The sequence below is a fragment of the Variovorax sp. EL159 genome, from assembly GCF_900100965.1.
Classification (GTDB): domain Bacteria; phylum Pseudomonadota; class Gammaproteobacteria; order Burkholderiales; family Burkholderiaceae_C; genus Variovorax.
In genome coordinates this window covers 129095-148132 of the sequence record NZ_FMUJ01000008.1, presented here as the reverse complement: position 1 = coordinate 148132, position 19038 = coordinate 129095, and the positions used below count along the sequence as shown (strand labels likewise).

General features: G+C 69.4%; 16 protein-coding genes. 14 read left to right on the top strand and 2 right to left on the bottom strand.

Annotated features, from left to right (window positions below):
- The first annotated feature begins 72 nt into the window (after window positions 1-72).
- A complete protein-coding gene (locus BLQ28_RS28170) occupies window positions 73-1806 on the top strand; it encodes a lysoplasmalogenase family protein (RefSeq protein ID WP_093246632.1) in 1734 nt (577 codons plus the stop codon).
- Window positions 1807-1957: 151 nt separating this feature from the next.
- On the opposite strand, the gene ruvB is transcribed toward BLQ28_RS28170, so the two are convergent.
- Window positions 1958-3022: a Holliday junction branch migration DNA helicase RuvB gene (gene ruvB, locus BLQ28_RS28165; protein WP_093246631.1), complete on the bottom strand. Its 1065-nt coding sequence runs from the start codon at window positions 3020-3022 to the stop codon at window positions 1958-1960.
- Between the two features lie 168 nt (window positions 3023-3190).
- Here ruvB and BLQ28_RS28160 point away from each other — a divergent pair, with 168 nt between their 5' ends.
- From BLQ28_RS28160 to BLQ28_RS28130, 7 genes are all read left to right on the top strand, one after another.
- Window positions 3191-3832 carry a CDP-alcohol phosphatidyltransferase family protein gene (locus BLQ28_RS28160; protein WP_093246630.1) on the top strand — a complete coding sequence of 214 codons (642 nt, stop codon included), beginning with the start codon at window positions 3191-3193 and terminating at the stop codon, window positions 3830-3832.
- Window positions 3833-3869: 37 nt separating this feature from the next.
- Window positions 3870-5636 (top strand): bifunctional alpha/beta hydrolase/class I SAM-dependent methyltransferase, encoded by a 1767-nt coding sequence (locus BLQ28_RS28155; protein WP_093246629.1) that lies wholly within the window; start codon window positions 3870-3872, stop codon window positions 5634-5636.
- Window positions 5637-5697: 61 nt separating this feature from the next.
- Window positions 5698-7056 carry a phosphatase PAP2/dual specificity phosphatase family protein gene (locus BLQ28_RS28150; protein ID WP_093246628.1) on the top strand — a complete coding sequence of 453 codons (1359 nt, stop codon included), beginning with the start codon at window positions 5698-5700 and terminating at the stop codon, window positions 7054-7056.
- Entirely contained in the window at window positions 7046-7492 is a 447-nt protein-coding gene (locus BLQ28_RS28145; protein ID WP_093246627.1) for a hypothetical protein, read from the top strand. Before BLQ28_RS28150 ends, BLQ28_RS28145 begins: the two co-directional genes overlap by 11 nt.
- Window positions 7493-7575: 83 nt before the next feature.
- Window positions 7576-8250: a lysophospholipid acyltransferase family protein gene (locus BLQ28_RS28140; protein WP_093246787.1), complete on the top strand. Its 675-nt coding sequence runs from the start codon at window positions 7576-7578 to the stop codon at window positions 8248-8250.
- Entirely contained in the window at window positions 8247-9203 is a 957-nt protein-coding gene (locus BLQ28_RS28135; protein ID WP_093246626.1) for a phosphatidate cytidylyltransferase, read from the top strand. The genes BLQ28_RS28140 and BLQ28_RS28135 overlap by 4 nt, the downstream gene beginning before the upstream one ends.
- Window positions 9191-9856, top strand: coding sequence for a YdeI/OmpD-associated family protein (locus BLQ28_RS28130; protein ID WP_371126714.1), 666 nt, complete (start codon window positions 9191-9193; stop codon window positions 9854-9856). Before BLQ28_RS28135 ends, BLQ28_RS28130 begins: the two co-directional genes overlap by 13 nt.
- A gap of 6 nt (window positions 9857-9862) precedes the next feature.
- Here BLQ28_RS28130 and BLQ28_RS28125 read toward each other — a convergent pair whose 3' ends face one another.
- Window positions 9863-10546, bottom strand: coding sequence for a Crp/Fnr family transcriptional regulator (locus tag BLQ28_RS28125; protein WP_256327489.1), 684 nt, complete (start codon window positions 10544-10546; stop codon window positions 9863-9865).
- Between the two features lie 212 nt (window positions 10547-10758).
- On the opposite strand from BLQ28_RS28125, the gene BLQ28_RS28120 reads away from it, so the two are divergent.
- From BLQ28_RS28120 to BLQ28_RS28095, 6 genes are all read left to right on the top strand, one after another.
- On the top strand, window positions 10759-11820 hold the full coding sequence (locus BLQ28_RS28120; RefSeq protein ID WP_093246624.1) for a porin: 1062 nt from the start codon (window positions 10759-10761) through the stop codon (window positions 11818-11820).
- Window positions 11821-11842: 22 nt separating this feature from the next.
- Complete coding sequence (locus BLQ28_RS28115; protein WP_093246623.1) at window positions 11843-13954, top strand: acetate--CoA ligase family protein; 2112 nt, start codon at window positions 11843-11845, stop codon at window positions 13952-13954.
- Window positions 13955-14028: 74 nt separating this feature from the next.
- The gene (locus BLQ28_RS28110; protein ID WP_093246785.1) at window positions 14029-14991 is read left to right on the top strand and encodes a Bug family tripartite tricarboxylate transporter substrate binding protein; all 963 of its coding nucleotides are present in this window, start codon (window positions 14029-14031) and stop codon (window positions 14989-14991) included.
- A 21-nt stretch (window positions 14992-15012) separates the two neighbouring features.
- Complete coding sequence (locus BLQ28_RS28105; protein ID WP_371126713.1) at window positions 15013-16428, top strand: DUF1254 domain-containing protein; 1416 nt, start codon at window positions 15013-15015, stop codon at window positions 16426-16428.
- Window positions 16429-16431: 3 nt separating this feature from the next.
- Complete coding sequence (locus tag BLQ28_RS28100; RefSeq protein WP_093246622.1) at window positions 16432-17772, top strand: DUF1254 domain-containing protein; 1341 nt, start codon at window positions 16432-16434, stop codon at window positions 17770-17772.
- Window positions 17769-19028 carry an alkyl sulfatase dimerization domain-containing protein gene (locus tag BLQ28_RS28095; protein WP_093246621.1) on the top strand — a complete coding sequence of 420 codons (1260 nt, stop codon included), beginning with the start codon at window positions 17769-17771 and terminating at the stop codon, window positions 19026-19028. The genes BLQ28_RS28100 and BLQ28_RS28095 overlap by 4 nt, the downstream gene beginning before the upstream one ends.
- Window positions 19029-19038: the final 10 nt, after the last annotated feature.

Below are 19038 nucleotides of genomic sequence, written 5' to 3'. Positions count from 1 at the left end.
ACGTGACCGGACGATGGCGCCCCCGTGACATCCCGGTGACGTGTGGCCCGGCGGCAACGCCACAATCGCGCGATGCGCCCTGGCCAGATCATCGTTTTCGCGACCCCCGTTTTCTTCCTCCTGATCGCGATCGAGTTCGCGGTCGGCCGCGTGCGTGCACGCCGTGGCACGGGGCACGACACCTACCGCCTGGCCGACGCGGTCAACAGCATCGGGCTGGGCATGCTGAGCCAGATCAGCGCGGTGCTCACCGGCCTCTTGCGCATCGGCATCTACACCGCCGTGTATTCGGCGGTGGCGCTGTTCCCCGACAGCGATTTCTGGACCACCTGGTACGGCTGGCTGCTGGCGCTGGTGTTCTACGACTTCTGCTACTACTGGCTGCACCGCATGGGCCACGAGTCGGCCGTGCTGTGGGCGGCGCACGTGGTGCATCACCAGAGCCAGCACTACAACCTGTCGACCGCGCTGCGGCAGACATCGAGCGGCGCATTGCTCGGCTGGATCTTCTATATGCCGATGGCGGTGGCGGGCGTGCCGCCGGTGGTGTTCGCCATCGTGTCGCTCATCGACCTGCTCTACCAGTTCTGGGTGCACACCGAGCAGGTCGGCAAGCTCGGCTGGTTCGACCGCTGGTTCTGCTCGCCGTCGAACCACCGCGTGCACCACGCCGTGAACGACAACTACCTGGACCGCAACTACGGCGGCATCCTGATCGTGTGGGACCGCATGTTCGGCACCTTCCGCGAGGAAGACGAACGCTGCGTCTACGGCACGCGCGGCGAGCTGCGCAGCTGGGACCCGCTGTGGGCCAACGCCGAGGTGTACTGGGCGCTGGCCAAGGATTCATGGCATGCGAAGAGCTGGGCCGACAAGCTGCGCGTGTGGCTCAAGCCACCGGGCTGGCGGCCGGCCGACGTGGCCGCGCGCTTTCCCAAGCCGGCCTTCGACATCACTAAGGTGACGCGCTACGAACCGCCGGTGAGCCTCGGCGTGAAATGGTTTGCCGGCCTGCAGTTCCTGCTGTTGCTGGTGGGCGTGGCGGTCTTCCTCTGGTTTTCCGACGAGATGCCGTTGCAGCAGTCGGCCGTCTGGCTGGCCGCGCTGACAGCGAGCCTGTGGGCCATCGGCGGCGTGCTGCAGGGGCGCCTGTCGATCACCGAGGTGCTGCTGGTGGAAGCCGCCGCCTTCGCCACCGCCAGCGCGGCGCTGGACATCGCGTGGCTGCACTACATCTTCAAGCCGCTGGCGCTGTCGATCGCCATCTTCTTCGCGGCGCGGCGGGCGATGAAGGCGGGTGGGGTGGGTCGCTTCGACGCGCTGCTGCTCGCGGGCCTGGTCGGCTCGCTGGCGGGCGACGTGCTGCTGATGGGGCCGGCCAGCCTGTTCGTGCCCGGCCTCGTGGGCTTTCTGCTCGCGCACCTGGCGTACATCGCGCTCTTTCGCATCGGCGTCGGCATGTTCCCGCGCCGCGGCGTGCTGGCGGCGACGCTGCTGATCGGTGCGGCGATGTATACGTTTCTCTGGCACGGCGGATTGCCACCGGCCTTGCGCATCCCGGTCGGCGTCTATGTGATGGTGATCGCCTGCATGGCCGCGCAGGCCATCGGCCGGGCCGCGGTGCTGCACGACACCGATCCGTCGGCGCGGTGGGTGGCGGTGGGCGCATGCTTCTTCATGCTGAGCGATTCGCTGCTGGCGACGAACCGGTTCGTGGTGCCGCTGCCGCTGGCGTCGCTGTGGGTGCTGGCGACGTATTACGTGGCGCAGGTGTTGATCGTGCGGCACGCAAGGCCTGCTGCCTGACTTTGACTTTCTCCCTCCCCCGCTGGGGGAGGGCCGGGGTGGGGGCAAGCGGCGTACCCACTTGGCGCTCTGCCCGCCCCCATCCCAACCTTCCCCCAGAGGGGGAAGGGGCAAGACCTTAAACCCAGTCCGCGCGGCGGACTTTCCAGTCTCAGGCTCCGAAAAGGTCCTGGCCGTCCGCGCGGCCGGAAGGCGGGGCCACGCCGAGGTGGCGGTAGGCCGCCAGCGTGGCGATGCGCCCGCGCGGCGTGCGCTGCAGGTAGCCCTGCTGGATGAGGTAAGGCTCGATCACGTCCTCGATGGTGTCGCGCTCTTCGCCGATGCTGGCCGCCACGTTGTCCAGCCCGACCGGGCCGCCGTCGAAACGGTGGATCACGGCTTCGAGCAGCTTCCTGTCCATCAGGTCGAAGCCCTGCGGATCGACGTCGAGCATGGCCAGCGCCCTGTGCGCGATGTCTTCGGTGATGCGGCCGTTGCCCTTCACTTCGGCGTAGTCGCGCACGCGGCGCAGCAGCCGGTTGGCAATGCGGGGCGTGCCGCGCGAGCGGCGAGCGATCTCGAAGCCGCCGGCGGCGTCGGTCTCGACCTTGAGCAGCCCCGCGCTGCGGGTCACGATCAGCGCCAGCTCTTCGGGCGTGTAGAACTCCAGCCGCGCGACGATGCCGAAGCGGTCGCGCAGCGGGTTGGTCAGCATGCCGGCGCGGGTGGTGGCACCCACCAGCGTGAAGGGCTGCAGGTCGAGCTTGATGCTGCGCGCCGCGGGGCCCTCGCCGATCATGATGTCGATCTGGTAGTCCTCCAGCGCGGGGTACAAAATTTCTTCGACGACCGGGCTCAGGCGGTGGATCTCGTCGATGAAGAGCACGTCGTTGGGCTCGAGGTTGGTCAAGAGCGCCGCCAGGTCCTTGGGCTTCTCGAGCACGGGGCCCGAGGTCTGGCGCAGGTTGACGCCCAGCTCGGCCGCGATGATGTGCGACAGCGTGGTCTTGCCCAGGCCCGGCGGGCCAAACAGCAGCACGTGGTCGAGCGCTTCCTTGCGCTTGCGCGCGGCGCCGATGAAGATTTCAAGCTGCTCGCGCACTTTGGCCTGGCCGACGTATTCGTCGAGCAGCTTGGGGCGCAAGGCCCGCTCGATGGCCTCTTCGTTGGGCGAAGCGGGGGCTGCGGACACCACGCGTTGGGGGGCGGGTGCGAAATCGTCGGTCTGGATCGTCATGGGCGGGGTTCTTCGGCTGCGAGTTTAGTGCCGAGCGCCGCGCCGGGCCGCCCCAAGCAAGCGAGCGGCCCCCTCGGGGGGCAGCGAGGACACGAAGTGCCGAGCGTGGGGGCCATTCTTCACTGGCAGAATGCTTCGGCCATATAACTAACGAGGGGAAGCCAGCACGTGTCGATCTACGAACTGAAGCCGCGTTTCCAGGCCCTGCTGCGGCCGCTGGTGGTCCGCCTGCATGCGATGGGTGTCACCGCCAACCAGGTCACGCTGGCGGCATGCGTCGTATCGGTGGTGCTCGGGCTCTGGCTCTTCTTCGCGGCACCCTCGCTGGCGGCCTTCGGGCTCATCCCCGCATGGATGTTCCTGCGCATGGCCTTCAACGCCATCGACGGCATGCTGGCGCGCGAGCACAACCAGCAAAGCAGGCTGGGCGCCTTCCTCAACGAACTGACCGACGTGGTCTCCGATGCCGCGCTCTACCTTCCCTTCGCGCTGGTGCTGCCGTTCAGCCCGTTCTGGGTCGGCACGGTGATCGTGCTGGCCGGGCTGAGCGAATTCGCCGGCGCGCTGGGCCCCACGGTGGGCGCCTCGCGCCGCTACGACGGCCCGCTGGGCAAGAGCGACCGGGCCTTCGTGTTCGGCGCGCTCGGCCTCTACGTGGCGCTGGGCTGGCCGCTGCCGGGATGGACGGCATGGCTGATGCCGCTGGTGGCCGCGCTCGTGGCCTGGACCACCGTCAACCGCATCCGCCGCGCGCTGGCCGAAGCCGATGCCGCCGCAGCAGGCCCAGCAAGCCCGGCCGGCCGCAACTGAACAACAAAACAAGACAAGAAAGACTCACAGGGACTCAATGACTGCAACGACCCCACGCGTTCCGAACGAACTTCATTTCCAGACGCACGACGGCGAATCGCTGTTCTACCGCCACTGGCCCGCCACGGGCGCCACGCGGCGCGGTGCCATCGTGCTGTTCCATCGCGGCCACGAGCACGGCGCGCGCATGGCGCACCTGGTCGACGAGCTCGACCTGCCCGACTTCGACTTCTTCGCCTGGGACGCGCGCGGCCACGGCCGCTCGCCCGGCCAGCGCGGCTACAGCCCAAGCTTCGGCACCTCGGTGCGCGACGTGCAGACCTTCGTGCAGCACATCGGCAGCGCGCACGGCGTGCCCGAGCAGGACATCCACGTCGTCGCGCAGAGCGTGGGCGCGGTGCTGATCGCCACCTGGGCCCACGACTACGCGCCCAAGGTGCGCGGCCTCACGCTGGCCTCGCCGGCCTTCAAGGTCAAGCTCTACGTGCCGTTCGCGCGGCCCGGCCTGGCGCTGATGCACAAGCTGCGCGGCCTGTTCTTCGTCAACAGCTACGTGAAGGCGAAGTTCCTCACGCACGACCCCGCGCGCATCGCCAGCTACGAAAGCGACCCGCTGATCTCGCGGCCCATCGCGGTCAACATCCTGCTGGACCTGTACGAAGCGGCCGACCGCGTGGTGGCCGATGCCAACGCGATCACGCTGCCGGTGCAGCTGCTGATCTCGGGCGCCGACTGGGTGGTGCACCACAAGCCGCAGCACCAGTTCTTCGAGCGGCTGGGCAGCGCGGTCAAGACCAAGACCGAACTGCCGGGCTTCTTCCACGACACGCTGGGCGAAAAAGACCGTGCGCCCGCCGTGGCACAGATCCGCGAATTCATCCTGCAGCGCTTCGACGAACCGGCCGAGCCGGTCGACCGCCGCGAGGCGCACCTGAGCGGCGAGACGGCCGACGAATCGCGCGCGCTGGCCGAACCGCTCGCACCGCTGTCTCCGCGCGGCCTCTACTGGGCCATGACGCGCAGCGGCCTGCGCATCGGCGGCGCGCTGTCCAGCGGCATCGCGCTCGGCCACGCGACCGGCTTCGACTCGGGCAGCACGCTCGACTACGTCTACCGCAACCACCCCGAAGGCAAGGGCGCGCTGGGCCGTTCCATCGACAACACCTATCTGAACTCCATCGGCTGGCGCGGCATCCGCCAGCGCAAGATCCACGTCGAGGAGCTGCTGCGCATCGCGATGGAGCGGCTGGCCGAAATGCACCGCGAGGTGCGCGTGATGGACATCGCGGCCGGCCATGGCCGCTACGTGCTCGACGCGGTGCAGGCAAGCCCCGTCAAGGCGGCGTCGATCCTGCTGCGCGACTACAGCGACATCAACGTGCGCGACGGCCGCGCGCTCATCGCCGAGAAGGGCCTGGAAGACGTCGCGCAGTTCGTGCAGGCCGATGCCTTCGACCGCATGAGCCTTGCGAGCGTCACGCCGCGCCCCACGCTGGCCGTGGTGTCAGGCCTGTACGAGCTGTTCCCCGACAACGAGATGGTCAAGCGCTCGCTCGCGGGCGTGGGCGACGCGGTGGAAGACCGCGGCTACCTCGTCTACACCGGCCAGCCATGGCATCCGCAGCTCGAGATGATCGCCCGCGCACTCACCAGCCACCGCCAGGGCGAGGCCTGGGTGATGCGCCGCCGCACGCAGGTCGAGATGGATCAGCTGGTCGAGGAAGCGGGCTTCCGCAAGATCGACCAGCGGGTCGATGAGTGGGGCATCTTCACTGTGTCGCTGGCGGTGCGTACCGGCAGATGAGCGCCGCGCCGGGCCGCCCCAAGCAAGCTCGCGCCGCAGTGCGCAGCACGGAGGCTTTCCGATGACCGCCTGGCTGGCACAGCGTCCGTGGAAGCGCGCAGCCGCATGGCTGGTGTTTTTGGGGCCGCTGTTCTATGCGACCTACGGCTTCGCCAACTGGTGGGCGACCACGCGCGCGAACGTGCCGTCGATGGCCTTCGACTGGGAGCGGCACGTGCCGTTCTGGCCCTGGACGATCTTTCCGTACTGGACGATCAACGTCTTCTATGCGCTGTCGCTGTTCCTCGCGCGCAGCAAACACACGCTGGACCGGCATGCGCTGCGGCTCGTCACCGCGACGCTGATCGCCTGTACCTGCTTCATCGTGTGGCCGCTGCACTTCAGCTTCGGGCAGCCGCCGGTAGAGGGTGCGCCGGCCTTTCTGTTCAACGCGCTACGCGGCTTCGACCAGCCCTTCAACCAGGCGCCGTCGCTGCACATCGCGCTGGCGGTGATCCTGTGGGACTGGTACCGGCAGTTCCTGCGCGCGCCGCGCCTGCGCTGGGCGCGCGTGGTGCTGCATGTGTGGGCCTTCGCGATTTGTGCATCGGTGCTCACGACGTGGCAGCACCACTTCATCGACATTCCAACCGGCGCACTGCTCGGGCTGGTGTGCGTGTGGCTGTGGCCGCTGGAGCGCGTGATGTCGATGCCGCGCGCATGGCAGGTCGCGCGCGATGCGCAGCGCTGGAAGCTCGCCGGTTTCTATGCCGTGGGTGCGGTGGTCTTTCTTGCCGCCGCGTTGCATGGCGGCGGTGTGTGGTTGTGGCTCGCATGGCCGGCGGCATCGCTGGCCCTCGTGGCACTCAACTACATCGGCCTGGGCGCGCGCGGCTTCCAGATGAACGGACAAGGCCGCATGGGCTGGGCCGCGCGCTGGCTGTTCGCGCCCTACCGGCTGGGCGCGGCGCTCAATGCGTGGCTCTGGACGCGCAAGCTGCCGGCCTCGGTCGAGGTGGTGCCGGGCCTGCGCCTGGGCCGCCGACCGACGCATGCCGAATGGCTCGCTGCTGGCCAGCCCCGGCTGGTGAGCCTGTGCGCCGAGCTGCAGATGCCGGCCGGCGTGCCGCATGCGCGCTGCGTGCCCCTGCTCGACCTCGTGGTGCCGCCGACGGTGCGGCTGCAACGCGCGGCGGCGGTCATCGAAGGCCAGCGCCGGAACGCGGACGGTGCGACAGTGTGGGTCTGCTGCGCGCTCGGCTTCTCGCGCAGCGCCGCGGCGGTGATCGCCTGGCTGGGCCGCTACGGGCCGGCCGCCGGCCCCGCCGAGGCCGAAGACACGGTGTGCCGCGCTCGGCCGCAGATCGTGCTGCGGGGCGCGTGGCGGGTGTCGCTGGAGCCGTTCAAGCCTTTGCCGGAGGTACCGCCCCATGACCGATGACACCGAACGCACCACCTGCGCCGCGCTGGCGGGCCTGCTGCGCGCCACCGCGCTGCTGGCCCTCTGGGGCTTCGCGCTCACCTGCATCTCGGCGCTGGTGCTCGCGCTGACGATGCGCTCGCTCTCGACCACGGCCACCATGGGCTTCGGCGCGGTCGTGATCCTCGGCGCGCTGGAGCGCTACTTCGCGTTCCGGCTGCGCTTCGACGAGGCGCTGTTCGACGGCCTCGCGCGCAACACCGTCGCCTCGCTCGACGCACTCGACAAGGCGCTCTCGGCCCTCGGGCTGCGCGAGCCACCGCCATCGCCACACGCCGCGCGCCCGCTGGACGACCGCGTGCGCGGCACGCGGCAGCTCATGCAGCGCCACGCCATCGTGATCGCCTGCCAGAGCGCGATGTTCCTCCTTGCCTTGATGACACAGGACCTCTCTTGAACGAAGAAGACAACAACAAAAAGAACGACGCCGCGCCCGAAAAGGCACCCGAGAAGGCGCCCGACAAGGCGGCCGAAAGCACCGTGCTGCGGCGCGGCCTGGCCATCGTCGCGGGCAAGCTGATCATCGGCGTGGCCGGCCTGCTGACCGGCGTGCGCGCGATCTGGTCGGGAACCACGCCCAAGGCCGAGCAGACGCTGTACTTCGCCAACCACACGAGCCACGGCGACTTCGTGCTGCTCTGGGCCACGCTGCCACCCGACCTGCGCGCGCTCACGCGGCCCGTGGCCGGGCAGGACTACTGGGAGGCCTCGAAGCTGCGCAACTTCATCGGCAAGGACGTGTTCAATGCGCTGATGATCCGGCGCGACGGCTCGGGCCAGGGCGGCAACCCGGTCGACCAGATGAAGGAGGCGCTGGAAGGCGGCGACTCGCTCATCATGTTCCCCGAGGGCACGCGCAACACGGGCGACGACATCCTGCTGCCGCTGAAAAGCGGGCTCTTCCACCTGGCGCGCGCCTGCCCCAACGTGCGGCTGGTGCCGGTGTGGATCGAGAACCTCAAGCGCGTGCTGCCCAAGGGCACGCTGGTGCCGATTCCGCTGGCCTGCACGGTGCGCTTCGGCACACCGATCGTGCTGGCCGAAGGCGAAGACAAGGTGTCTTTCCTGGCCCGCGCGCGCCAGGCCATGCTCGACCTGCGGCCCGAATACGACCGGGTGGAACAGAACGGCAACAACGCAGGAGCCGCATCGTGATCGAGCTTTCTCCCTTCGCCTGGACCACGCTCAAGCTCTTCGGCGGCGTCTTCGGCGTGCTGGTGCTGGCCTCGGCCATCGGCGCGCTGCTCAAGTGGCGCGTGGCGCATGGCCAGCCGCATTCGGTGATCGACAACCTCAACTCGCGCGTCAATGCGTGGTGGGTGATGGTGGCGGTGATCGGCCTGGCCTTCGCCTTCGGCAAGGGCGGCGTGATCGTGCTGTTCTACCTGATCTCGTTCTATGCGCTGCGCGAGTTCATCAGCCTGGCCTACACGCGGCGCGGCGACCACGGCGCGATCGCGCTGGCGTTCTTCGTGGCGCTGCCGGGCCAGTACTTCCTGATCTGGATCGACTGGTACGGGCTCTATTCGATCTACATCCCGGTCTACGCCTTCCTGCTCCTGCCCATCCTGGCGGCGCTGGGCGGCGACACGCAGCGCTTCCTGGAGCGCACCACCAAGATCCAGTGGGGCCTGATGGTGTGCGTGTTCTGCATCAGCCACGTGCCCGCGCTGCTCACGCTGCAGATTCCGGGCTTCGAGGGCCGCAACCTGCTGCTGATCGCCTTCCTCGTGATCGTGGTGCAGGGCAGCGACGTGCTGCAGTACGTGTGGGGCAAGCTGTTCGGCAAGCGCAAGGTGGCGCCCGAGCTGTCGCCTTCCAAGACCTGGGAAGGCCTGATCGGCGGCGTGGCAAGCGCCACCGCGCTGGGCGCCGCACTCTACTGGGCCACGCCGTTCAACCCGTGGCAGGCCGCACTGATGGCGCTCACCATCTGCCTCATGGGCTTCTTCGGCGGGCTGGTCATGTCGGCCATCAAGCGCGACCGTGGCGTGAAGGACTGGGGTTCGATGATCGAAGGCCACGGCGGCATGCTCGACCGGCTCGACTCGGTGATCTTCGCCGCGCCGATCTACTTCCACGCGCTGCGCTACTGGTGGGTGCCATGAGCACGACGGGCACGAAGAGCACAAAGAGCACGACACCCGCCAAGGCAGTGAAGGCCGCAGCAGCGGCCGCGCCCGAGCGGGTGGTGCACGACACGCCGGTCGACTGCCCCACGGTGGCCGGCTGGGAGCGCTGGCTCAAGCGCCACCACGCGACCGCCGCCGGCGTGTGGCTGCGCATGGCGAAGAAGGGCAGCGGCTTTCCGACCGTGGCCTACGTCGAGGTGCTCGAAGTCGCGCTGTGCCACGGCTGGATCGACGGCCAGCGCAAGAGCGACGACGCGCATTACTTTCTGCAGCGCTTCACCCCGCGCACCAAACGCAGCATCTGGTCGCAGATCAACCGCGCCAAGGCACTCAGGCTCATCGAAGAGGGCCGCATGCAACCGGCCGGCCTGGCCGAAGTGGAACGTGCCAAGGCCGACGGGCGCTGGGAGGCTGCCTACGAGGCATCGAGCACCGCCACCGTACCGCCCGACCTGCAGGCGGCGCTGGACGCCAACAAGAAGGCCGCCGCGTTCTTCGCCAAGCTGGATGCGCGCAACCGCTTCGCGATCCTGTTCAGGACACAGGGCGCGAAGAAGCCCGAGACGCGGGCCCGCCGTATCGCGCAGTTCGTCGAGATGCTCGCCAAGGGCGAGAAGATCCACCCCTGAGTTCGCTCAGGTGCCCGCGGCAATGCGCGCAAGCCGCTCGGCATCCACGATCCGGATGCGCTTGTAGCTCATGTCGATCGCGCCCTCTTCCACCAGCCGGCCCAGCTCCTTGTTGATGGTCTGACGCGACAGCCCGAGCATCGCCGCCAGGTCGTTCTGCGAGAGGCGCACGAGCGGCGTCGCATCGCCATCCCCCTGTCCGCTGTAGAAGTGGATCAGGCTCATCAGCGTCGCGGCCACGCGCCCGCGGATGGAATTCAGCATCTGGTTCTGCAGCAGCACGATGCTCAGCCGCTGGCGCTGCAGGCCCAGCTTGGCCACGTCGCGCCAGAGGATCGGCTCGGCATCGAGCACCGCGATCACGGCGTCGCAAGGCAGATGGACGATCACCGAATCTTCGTGCGCGTGGTAGTCGTAGGCCAGCGGCACGTCGTCGAGAAGGCGCACCAGCGGCGCCACCTGCCCGGGGCCGAGCAGGGCGTTGACGTACTTGCGCCCATGGGTGCTCATGCTGCTGATCTCCAGGCAACCCGACACCACCACCAGCAGCTCGCGCCGGTGGCGGTCGTGCGCCAGCACCTGCGTGCGCCGGCTGTAGCGCTCCAGGCGCGCCGACTTCATCAGGTCGGCGCGGCGCGCATCGGGCCAGCGCGAGAACAGCTCGTTCCAGCGCAGCGCGCGCTCCAGCAACGCCGCGTTTTCTTCGGCGTCTCTCGCGATGGATGAGGGGGGCTTGGTCGATCGGGCCAGCGGGTTCTCCCTGCCGTGATGTTCACGAATCTGTCAAAGCGTTGACAGATTCGGGGCGCTGTCGTTTCTATCGTAAGCACCGGGCATCGACAAGCACACAAGCGGCACCGGCATGCATCCGCAACGGCAAGCCACACCGGAGACAACACCACATGAAGAAGACAAGCACCGCCGGCCTTGCGCTGGCGGCCTCCTCGCTCGCACTGGCGCAGAGCAGCGTGACGGTCTACGGCACCGTCGACCTCTACATGGCACAGGCCAAGTCGGGGAACGCCTCGTCGGTGCGGCTCGAAGACGGCGGCCAGACGGCGTCGCGCATCGGCTTTCGCGGCACCGAAGACCTCGGCGGCGGGCTGGGCGTGCACTTCACGCTCGAAGGCGGCTTTGCGCCCGACACAGGCGCCGGCACGCTGCCCGGGCCGGCCATTTCGTTCAGCCGCCAATCCTTCGTGGGTTTGTCGGCGCCGTGGGGGCAGATCGACGCGGGCCGCATGTACACGCCGATGTTCTACGCGCTGTTCAAGGCCGACCCGTACGGCATCAACTCGGTGTTCTCGCCGATCAACCTGGTGGCCGCCACCGACGCGCAGCCAGGACTCACGCCCTTCGCCGCGCGCGCCAGCAACATGGTGCGCTACCGCACGCCGGCCAGCAGCGACTTCTTCGCGGACATCGCCTACGCACCCGGCGAATCGAGCGCGCCGAGCCACCAGAGCGGCAACTTCTACGGCGGCAGCGTGGGCTGGGCGAGCAAGCCGTACTACATCGCCTATGCGTTCCAGCGCGCGCGTTCCGGCTCGGCCGCGGCGCCCGTGGCCTCGCCGGCCACCACCACTTACCAGTCCTTGAGCGGCGCGTACGAGCTGCCGGCCATCGGGCTGCAGTTGTATGCCAACTACGTGCGCAACACCTCGAGCCTGCCCGGCGTCGGCGCGGCCAAGCTGGCGAGCCTGGGCACCACCTACAACGTGACGCCTTCGTCGAACCTGATGTTCGAGGCCATGCAGCGCAAGGTGGCCGGCACCGACCGCTCGCAGTTGGCCTGGACGCTGGGCTACGACTACTACCTGAGCAAGCGCACGGTGCTCTATGCGCGCTGGCTGCGCCTGCTCAACCGGCACGGCGCCTCGGCCTCGCTCGCGACCATCGCGGTCGCCCCCAACAGCGGCAACGGCGTGCGCGTGCTTGCCGCCGGCATCCGCCACAACTTCTGAAACGCCCTCTTCGACCCGCTCCATGGACTTCTTCACTTCCCAGGCCGAATCGCTGTCGGCCCTGTTCGCACCGCGCGCCATTGCGGTGGTCGGCGCCTCGTCCAACCCGCAGAAGATCGGCGGCATTCCGGTCGACTACCAGCGCCGCTTCGGCTTCGACGGCGCGCTCTACCCCGTCAACCCCAACGCCGACCGCATCCAGGACATGCAGGCCTGGCCCAGCCTGCGCGCCATCGGCCAGCCGGTGGACCTGGCCATCCTCGCCGTGCCCGCCGCGCTGGTCGACGGCGCGCTCGACGACGCCATCGCCGCGAAGGTGAAAGGCGTGGTGCTGTTCTCATCGGGCTTTGCCGAGATCGGCGCCGAAGGCACGGCCGCGCAGGCACGGCTCGGCGACAAGGCCCGCGCGGCCGGCGTGCGCCTCATCGGGCCCAACTGCCTGGGCTTCATGAACATCGCGCGCAACGTCTACGCGACCTTCTCGCCCGCACCCGGCGTGGGCCGCGTGGCGGCGGGGCGCATCGGGCTGGTAAGCCAGTCGGGCGCGTTCGGCGCGTATGCGTATTCGATGGCGCGGGCGCGCGGCGTCGGCCTGTCGTTGTGGGCCACCACCGGCAACGAGGCCGACGTGCAGTTCGCCGATTGCCTGGCCTGGCTCGCGCAAGACCCGGCCACCGACGTGATCATGGGCTACATGGAGGGCTGCCGCGACGGCCCCCGGCTGCGCGCGGCACTGGCGCTCGCGCAGGCGCATGGCAAGCCGGTGGTGATGGTCAAGGTCGGCAGCACGGCGCTGGGCGCGCAGGCGGCGGCCTCGCACACGGCCGCACTGGCGGGCGACGACGCGGTGTACGACGCGGTTTTCCGCCAGTACGGCGTGCTGCGCGCGCGCAACCTCACCGAGTTCTTCGACCTGGCGCACAGCGCGGCCGTGGCCGGTCGCCCGCGCGACCGCTCGATCGGCCTGTTCACGCTGTCGGGCGGCGTGGGCGCGCTGATGGCCGACGAAGCCTCGGCACAGGGCCTCGACGTGCAGCCGCTGAGCGACGCCGCGCAGGACACGCTGCGCAGTTGGGTTCCCTTCGCGGCGCCGCGCAACCCGGTCGACATCACCGGGCAGGTCACCAACGACATGAGCCTGCTGGAGCGCAGCGCCCGCGTGATGCTCGACGACCGTGGCTTCGCATCGTGGATGGGCTTCCTGGCTGCGGCGGGCGCATCGGATGCATTCTGGCCCGTGCTGCGCGGGCTTGTGAATTCGCTGCGCGAGGCCTATCCCGACACGCTGCTCGCGATCAGCACGCTGCTGGCGCCGGAACGCCGCGCCGAACTGGAGGCGATGCGCTGCCTGGTGTTCGCCGATCCGTCGGACGGCATCCGCACGATTGCCGCGCTGGCAGGGCTGAAGACAGGCGCGGCGCCTTCGTCGGCTTCGGCACCTCCATCGAATCCGCTCAAGCTCGCACCCGGCACGATGTCCGAACCCGACGCACTGGCGCTGCTTGCCGAAGCCGGCGTGCCCGTGGTCGCCCACCGCGTGGTGCACAGCGCCGACGAGGCCGCAGCGGCCGCCGAAGCCATCGGCGATGCGGTGGTGGTGAAGATCGTCAGCGCGGACATCCCGCACAAGTCGGACGTCGGTGGCGTGGCGCTCGGCCTGCACGGCGCGGCGCAGGCACGCTCGGCCTTCGAGCGCACACGCGACCATGCCCTCACCGCGCGGCCCGATGCGCGGCTCGACGGTGCGCTGGTGGCGCGCATGCTGAGCGGCGGTGTCGAATGCATCGCGGGTGTGCACCGCGACCCGGTGTTCGGCCCGGTGCTGATGTTCGGCCTGGGCGGCATCCACGTCGAGACGCTGCGCGACGTGTCGCTGCGCGCACTGCCGATCACGCGCGACGACGCACTGGCGATGGTGCGCGGGCTGCGTGCCTTCGCGATCCTCGACGGCGCACGCGGCCGTTCGCCGGTCGACCTCGGCTCGATTGCCGATGCGCTGTGCGCGCTGGCCGACTTCGCGCTGCGCGCCGGCGACTCGCTCGACAGCGCCGAGATCAACCCGCTGATCGCACGGCCGCTGGCCGATGGCGGCTGCGTGGCGGTCGATGCGCTGGTCGTCGGGCGCGGTACATGAACGAACAACCACCGGAGACAGATCGCATGACGACATCGAAGAAGCAACGCTCGACGGCCGCCACACTTGTGCGCATGCTCGGCATCGGCGCCGCGATGGCCCTTGCCGCGGGCAGCGCCCTGGCGGAGAGCGCCTTTCCGTCGAAGCCGCTGCGCATCATCGTGCAGTACCAGGCGGGCGGCTCCACCGACATCCTTGCGCGCATCGTGGCGGAAGGCCTGTCGAAGCGGCTGGGCCAGCCGGTGGTGGTCGAGAACCGCAGCGGCGCGGGCGGGATCATCGGCACCGACTACGTCGCCAAGAGCGCGCCCGACGGCTACACGCTGCTGCTGACGGTGCCCGGCCCCGTCACCGCGAACATGGTGCTCTACAGCAAGCTGCCGTACGACCCGCGCACCGACCTGCGCATGGTCTCGGACATCGCCACCACGCGCACCGTGCTGGCGGTGCACCCTTCGGTGCCGGCCAAGGACTTCAAGAGCCTGATCGCCACGGTGAAGGCCGCGCCCGGCAAGTACACGATGGGCTCGTGGGGGCCGGGCACGCAGCCGCACCAGATCCAGGTCTACATGGACAAGACCTACGGCCTGCAGACGCTGCACGTGCCCTACAAGGGCGAGAGCCCGATGGCGGTCGACCTGATCGGCGGCGTCATCAACATGACCGTGGGCTCGATCACCACGCTGCAGCCGTACATCGCGGCCGGCAAGCTGCGCGCGCTGGCAGTGGTCGGCCCGCGCCGCGCCAAGGCGCTGCCCGAGGTGCCGACCTTCGCCGAGCAGGGCTACACCGACGAGGTCTATGCGCTCACCGGACCGACCTCGCTGATGGCGCCGGCGAAGACGCCCGACGCGGTGGTCGAACGGCTCGGACGCGAAGTCAGCGCGGTGATCCGCCAGCCCGAGGTCAGCCGGCGCATCGAAGAACTGGGCGCCGAGCCGGTCGGCAACCTGCCGGCCGAGGCCACCGCTGCCTACAAGGCCTTTCTTCCCGTGACGCTGCGGCTCACGCAGGCCACGGGCGTGAAGCTCGACTGAACGCCATCCCTCCGCATTCCCATGAACTCCAGCAAAGAGACCTTCGACATGAACGCTCCCGAACCCCAACTCGCCGTCGCCCTCGCGCGCAAGGCACTCGCCCGCTCGATCGGCCTGGCCGCCTTCGTCTACGGCTACCCGCTCACCGAGACCTACCGCACCTGCGCGATGCAGACCGCGCCGCAGGGCGAGCGCCGTGCCGGGGCCTCGCACGGCTCGGACGTGCGCGCGCCGCTGAACACGCTGCACCACGCGCCGCGCCCTTCCACCGACGAAGACCGCGACGTGGTGACGCCCGCCAACGACCTGCTCTACACCATCGCGTGGGTGCACCTGGCCCACGGGCCGATGCTGCTGACGGTGCCCGCGTCGGCGCGCCATCCGGGGCGCTACTTCGTGCTGCCGCTGTACGACGCCTACACCGAGAACTTCGAGAACCTGGGGCCGCGCAACTGCAACCCCGAGGGCGAGACCGTGGTGCTCGTCGGCCCCGGTGGCACGGTGCCGCAATCGCTCGCCGGCCACCGCGTGGTGCGCTGCCCGACCGATCTCGTCTGGCTGATCGGCCGCATCCTGGTCGGTGATGAGAGCGACTGGCCGGCCGCGCGCGCGCTGCAGTCCGAGATCAAGCTGGCGCCCGCCCCCGGCACGATGCTGCAGGGACGCCCGGCCGCCGTCGAGCACTGGGCCGGCCCGCCCGTGGACGCCATGGCCGCCGCCTTCGAGCACGACGAACCGGCCGCGCAGGTGGCGCCGCGCTTCTTCACCAACATGTGCCGGGAACTCGTCGAGGCACCGGGCCGTGTGGAAGACCGCGCACTGGTGGCGTGGTTCGGCCAGGTCGGCCTGCGGCCGGACGCCGCGTTCTCATGGGACACGCTGGACGAACCGGCGCGCGAGGGCCTGATCGAAGGTTTTGCCGAAGGCGTGCAACTGGTCGGTGCCGCAGGCCGCAACCGCCGCCCCAAGCCATGGTCGATGACGCCTTCCACCGGACGCTATGGCCACGAGTTCCTCGGCCGCGCCCGCACCGCCTACCTGGGCCTGGGCGCGCTGGCCACCAGCGAGGCGGTGTACGCCGCGGCGCACCACGACGCGAAGCAGGAGCCGCTGGACGGCCAGCGCAGCTATGCGATGCGCTTCGAAGCCGACGACCTGCCGCCGGCGGATGCCTTCTGGTCGGTGACGCTCTACGACGCTGATCGTTTTCTCTACCCCAATGAGATCAGGCGCCACGCCATCGGCGACCGTACGCCGGGCCTGAAGCACGGCGCGGACGGCAGCCTGGAGATCACCCTGAGCCACGCGCGCCCGAGCGATACCGCCAACTGGCTGCCCGCGCCGGCCGGCCGCTTCTACCTGATCCTGCGCATGTACTACCCGCGCGAAGGCGTGCAGAGCTGGCGCGTTCCTGCGCTGCAGGCACAACAGGGCTGAGCCATGCAAGCGAACACCGATACCGGCCCCCTGCACACGCTGGCCGAAGAAGCCGTCGTCTATGCCTTTCCGCTCTACGAGATGAGCCGCATGCGCGCGGCCACCTCGCCGCAGCGCACCGACATCGCCGGCGAGGCGCCCAAGCCCCAGCGCTGGTGCAACGTGTTCACGCACGCACGTCAGTTGCTGGGCGCGGGCAAGAGCCGCGTGGTGACGCCGAACAACGACACGCTCTACACCAACGCATGGCTCGACCTGGGCGATGGGCCGCTCGTGATCGACGTGCCCGACACGGCCGGGCGCTACTACGTGCTGGGCCTGCTCGACTTCTACACGAACCCCTTCGCGCACATCGGCCAGCGGCTCACGGGCACGGGCGCGCGCTCGTTCCTCGTCACGCCGCCGGGCTGGCGCGGCGAACTGCCTGCCGCATTCCGCGAGCCCGGCGCGCACATCGAGGCGCCCACGCGCTGGCTGTGGATCATCGGTCGCATCCTGGTCGACGGGCCGCAGGACGTGCCTGCGGTCAATGCGCTGCAGGATGATTTTCTTGTTCGCACGCTCGGCGACTGGCAGGCCGGCAAGCCGTCAAAGCCGAAGCCATTCGATCCGGCCTGCGATCCGAAAGCGCCGTTGACCGCCGAGCACTTCGCGACGCAGGTGAACCGCGCGTTGCGCGAGAACCCGCCACCCGCGCGCGATGCCGGCTTGCTCGCCCGCTTCGCCGCGCTCGGCCTCGGGCCCGATGCCGGCGCGCTCGACGAAGCGCAGCGCGCCGTGCTGCAAGACGCGCTCGATGCCGTGCTGCCACGGCTGCGCAACGCGCAGTCCGGCGCCACGTCTTCGACCGGCTGGGTGCAGATGCCGCTGGTCGAAGGCAGCTTCGGCGACGACCACCTGGCGCGTGCGCTGGTGGCGCTCAAGTACATCGGCATGCTCGAAAGCCGCGAAGCGACCTACCCGCTGGCATGGCACGACGCCTCGGGCCGCAAGCTGCACGGAAGCGGCCGCTACACGCTGCGGTTCGCGCCCGATGCGCTGCCGCCGGTCGAAGCCTTCTGGTCGCTCACGATGTACAACAGCCGCGACTACATGCTGGTCGACAACCCCATCGACCGCTACGCCATCGGCGACCGCACGCCCGCGCTGCGCCGCGATGCCGACGGCGGGCTCACGCTGCACATCCAGCATGCGCGGCCCGATGGCGAAGCCGCGCGGGCGAACTGGCTGCCCGCGCCCGAAGGCGATTTCTACCTGTGCCTGCGCGCCTATGTACCGCGCGCCGAAATGCTGGATGGCCGCTATGCGCTGCCAGCGCTGGTCCGCATCGGGGAGGCCGCATGAGCACGAACACTGCGGAGCAAGAAAAGCCCTTCCTCATCGTCGGCACAGGCACCGAGACGGTGGCCCCGGGCCTGCACATCCTGCGCGGACAGGGGCAGTCGTTCGTGGCCGAGACCGACCTCGGCCTCGTGGTGATCGACGCCGGCCCCGGCGGCCCGGTGACGCAGGGAATGATCGATGCGGTGCGCCAGCTCAGCAATGCGCCGCTGCACGCGCTGTGCTACAGCCACGGGCACGTGGGCTACAACTCGGGCGTACCGATGTGGCTGGCGCATGCCGCGCAGCGGGGCGATGCGCCACCGCGCGTCATCGCGCACCGCAACGTGCCGCGGCGCTATGCGCGCTATCGCGAGACCCAGGCGCTGCAGCACCGCATGGCCGAGATCCAGTTCAACCGGCCGGCAGGCTTCTTCGACCATCGGCTCACCATGCACGCGCCGACCGAAACCTTCGACGACCGCCTGCAGATCGGCCACGGCGAGCGCAGCGTCGAGCTGCGCTGGGCACCGTCGGAAACCGACGACGCGATTGCGCTGTGGAGCCCGTCGCAGCGCGTGCTCTACGGCGGCGCGGCGCTGATCGATTCGATTCCCAACATCGGCACGCCCTTTCGCACCATGCGCGACACGGTGCGCTGGGCCGACACGCTCGATGCGCTGGCCGCGTTCGGCGCCCGCAAGGCGGTGCGCGAGTTCGGCGCCACGCTCGAAGGCGAAGAGCAGGTGCGGCACGTGCTCACGCACACCGCCCGCGCGCTGCGCTGGCTGCGTGCCGAGGTCGTGCGGCTGATGAACGAAGGGCTCAACGAGCGCGGCATCCTGGCGCGCATCCGCTTTCCCGATGAACTGTTCGGCGTCGAGTGGATGAAGCCCACCTACGGCGACCCCGGCTACATCGTGCGCGACATCTACCGTTCGGAGAACGGCTGGTGGGACCGCAACCCGACATCGCTGCACCCCGAGGCGCCCGAAGCCATCGGCCGGGCCGTGGCCGACGCCATCACCGACAAGCTCGGCGTGATCGCGCACGCACTCGCCTTGGCACAAGGCGGCAACTGGCAGCTCGCGCTCCACGTGATCGACCTGCTGGCCACCGCCGAGAGCGACGCGCCCGAGATCGTGGAAGCGCGCTCGCTCAAGGCCGAATGGCTGCGCGAGCGTGCGCGGCAGGTGCCCAGTTACGTGTCGCGCAACCTGTACCGCGTCGGCGCGGACATGATCGAGCAGGGAACGCAGGCGCGCTTCGGCATTCACTGACGCTCATCCC

Excerpts from the sequence above, each read along its gene's own strand:
- BLQ28_RS28155 (WP_093246629.1), top strand. The coding sequence starts at position 3,870 with ATGACTGCAACGACCCCACGCGTTCCGAACGAACTTCATTTCCAGACG.
- BLQ28_RS28120 (WP_093246624.1), top strand. The coding sequence starts at position 10,759 with ATGAAGAAGACAAGCACCGCCGGCCTTGCGCTGGCGGCCTCCTCGCTC.
- BLQ28_RS28100 (WP_093246622.1), top strand. The coding sequence starts at position 16,432 with ATGCAAGCGAACACCGATACCGGCCCCCTGCACACGCTGGCCGAAGAA.
- BLQ28_RS28095 (WP_093246621.1), top strand. The coding sequence starts at position 17,769 with ATGAGCACGAACACTGCGGAGCAAGAAAAGCCCTTCCTCATCGTCGGC.
- BLQ28_RS28145 (WP_093246627.1), top strand. The coding sequence starts at position 7,046 with ATGACCGATGACACCGAACGCACCACCTGCGCCGCGCTGGCGGGCCTG.
- BLQ28_RS28170 (WP_093246632.1), top strand. The coding sequence starts at position 73 with ATGCGCCCTGGCCAGATCATCGTTTTCGCGACCCCCGTTTTCTTCCTC.
- ruvB (WP_093246631.1), bottom strand. The coding sequence starts at position 3,022 with ATGACGATCCAGACCGACGATTTCGCACCCGCCCCCCAACGCGTGGTG.
- BLQ28_RS28105 (WP_371126713.1), top strand. The coding sequence starts at position 15,013 with ATGAACTCCAGCAAAGAGACCTTCGACATGAACGCTCCCGAACCCCAA.
- BLQ28_RS28115 (WP_093246623.1), top strand. The coding sequence starts at position 11,843 with ATGGACTTCTTCACTTCCCAGGCCGAATCGCTGTCGGCCCTGTTCGCA.
- BLQ28_RS28110 (WP_093246785.1), top strand. The coding sequence starts at position 14,029 with ATGCTCGGCATCGGCGCCGCGATGGCCCTTGCCGCGGGCAGCGCCCTG.
- BLQ28_RS28150 (WP_093246628.1), top strand. The coding sequence starts at position 5,698 with ATGACCGCCTGGCTGGCACAGCGTCCGTGGAAGCGCGCAGCCGCATGG.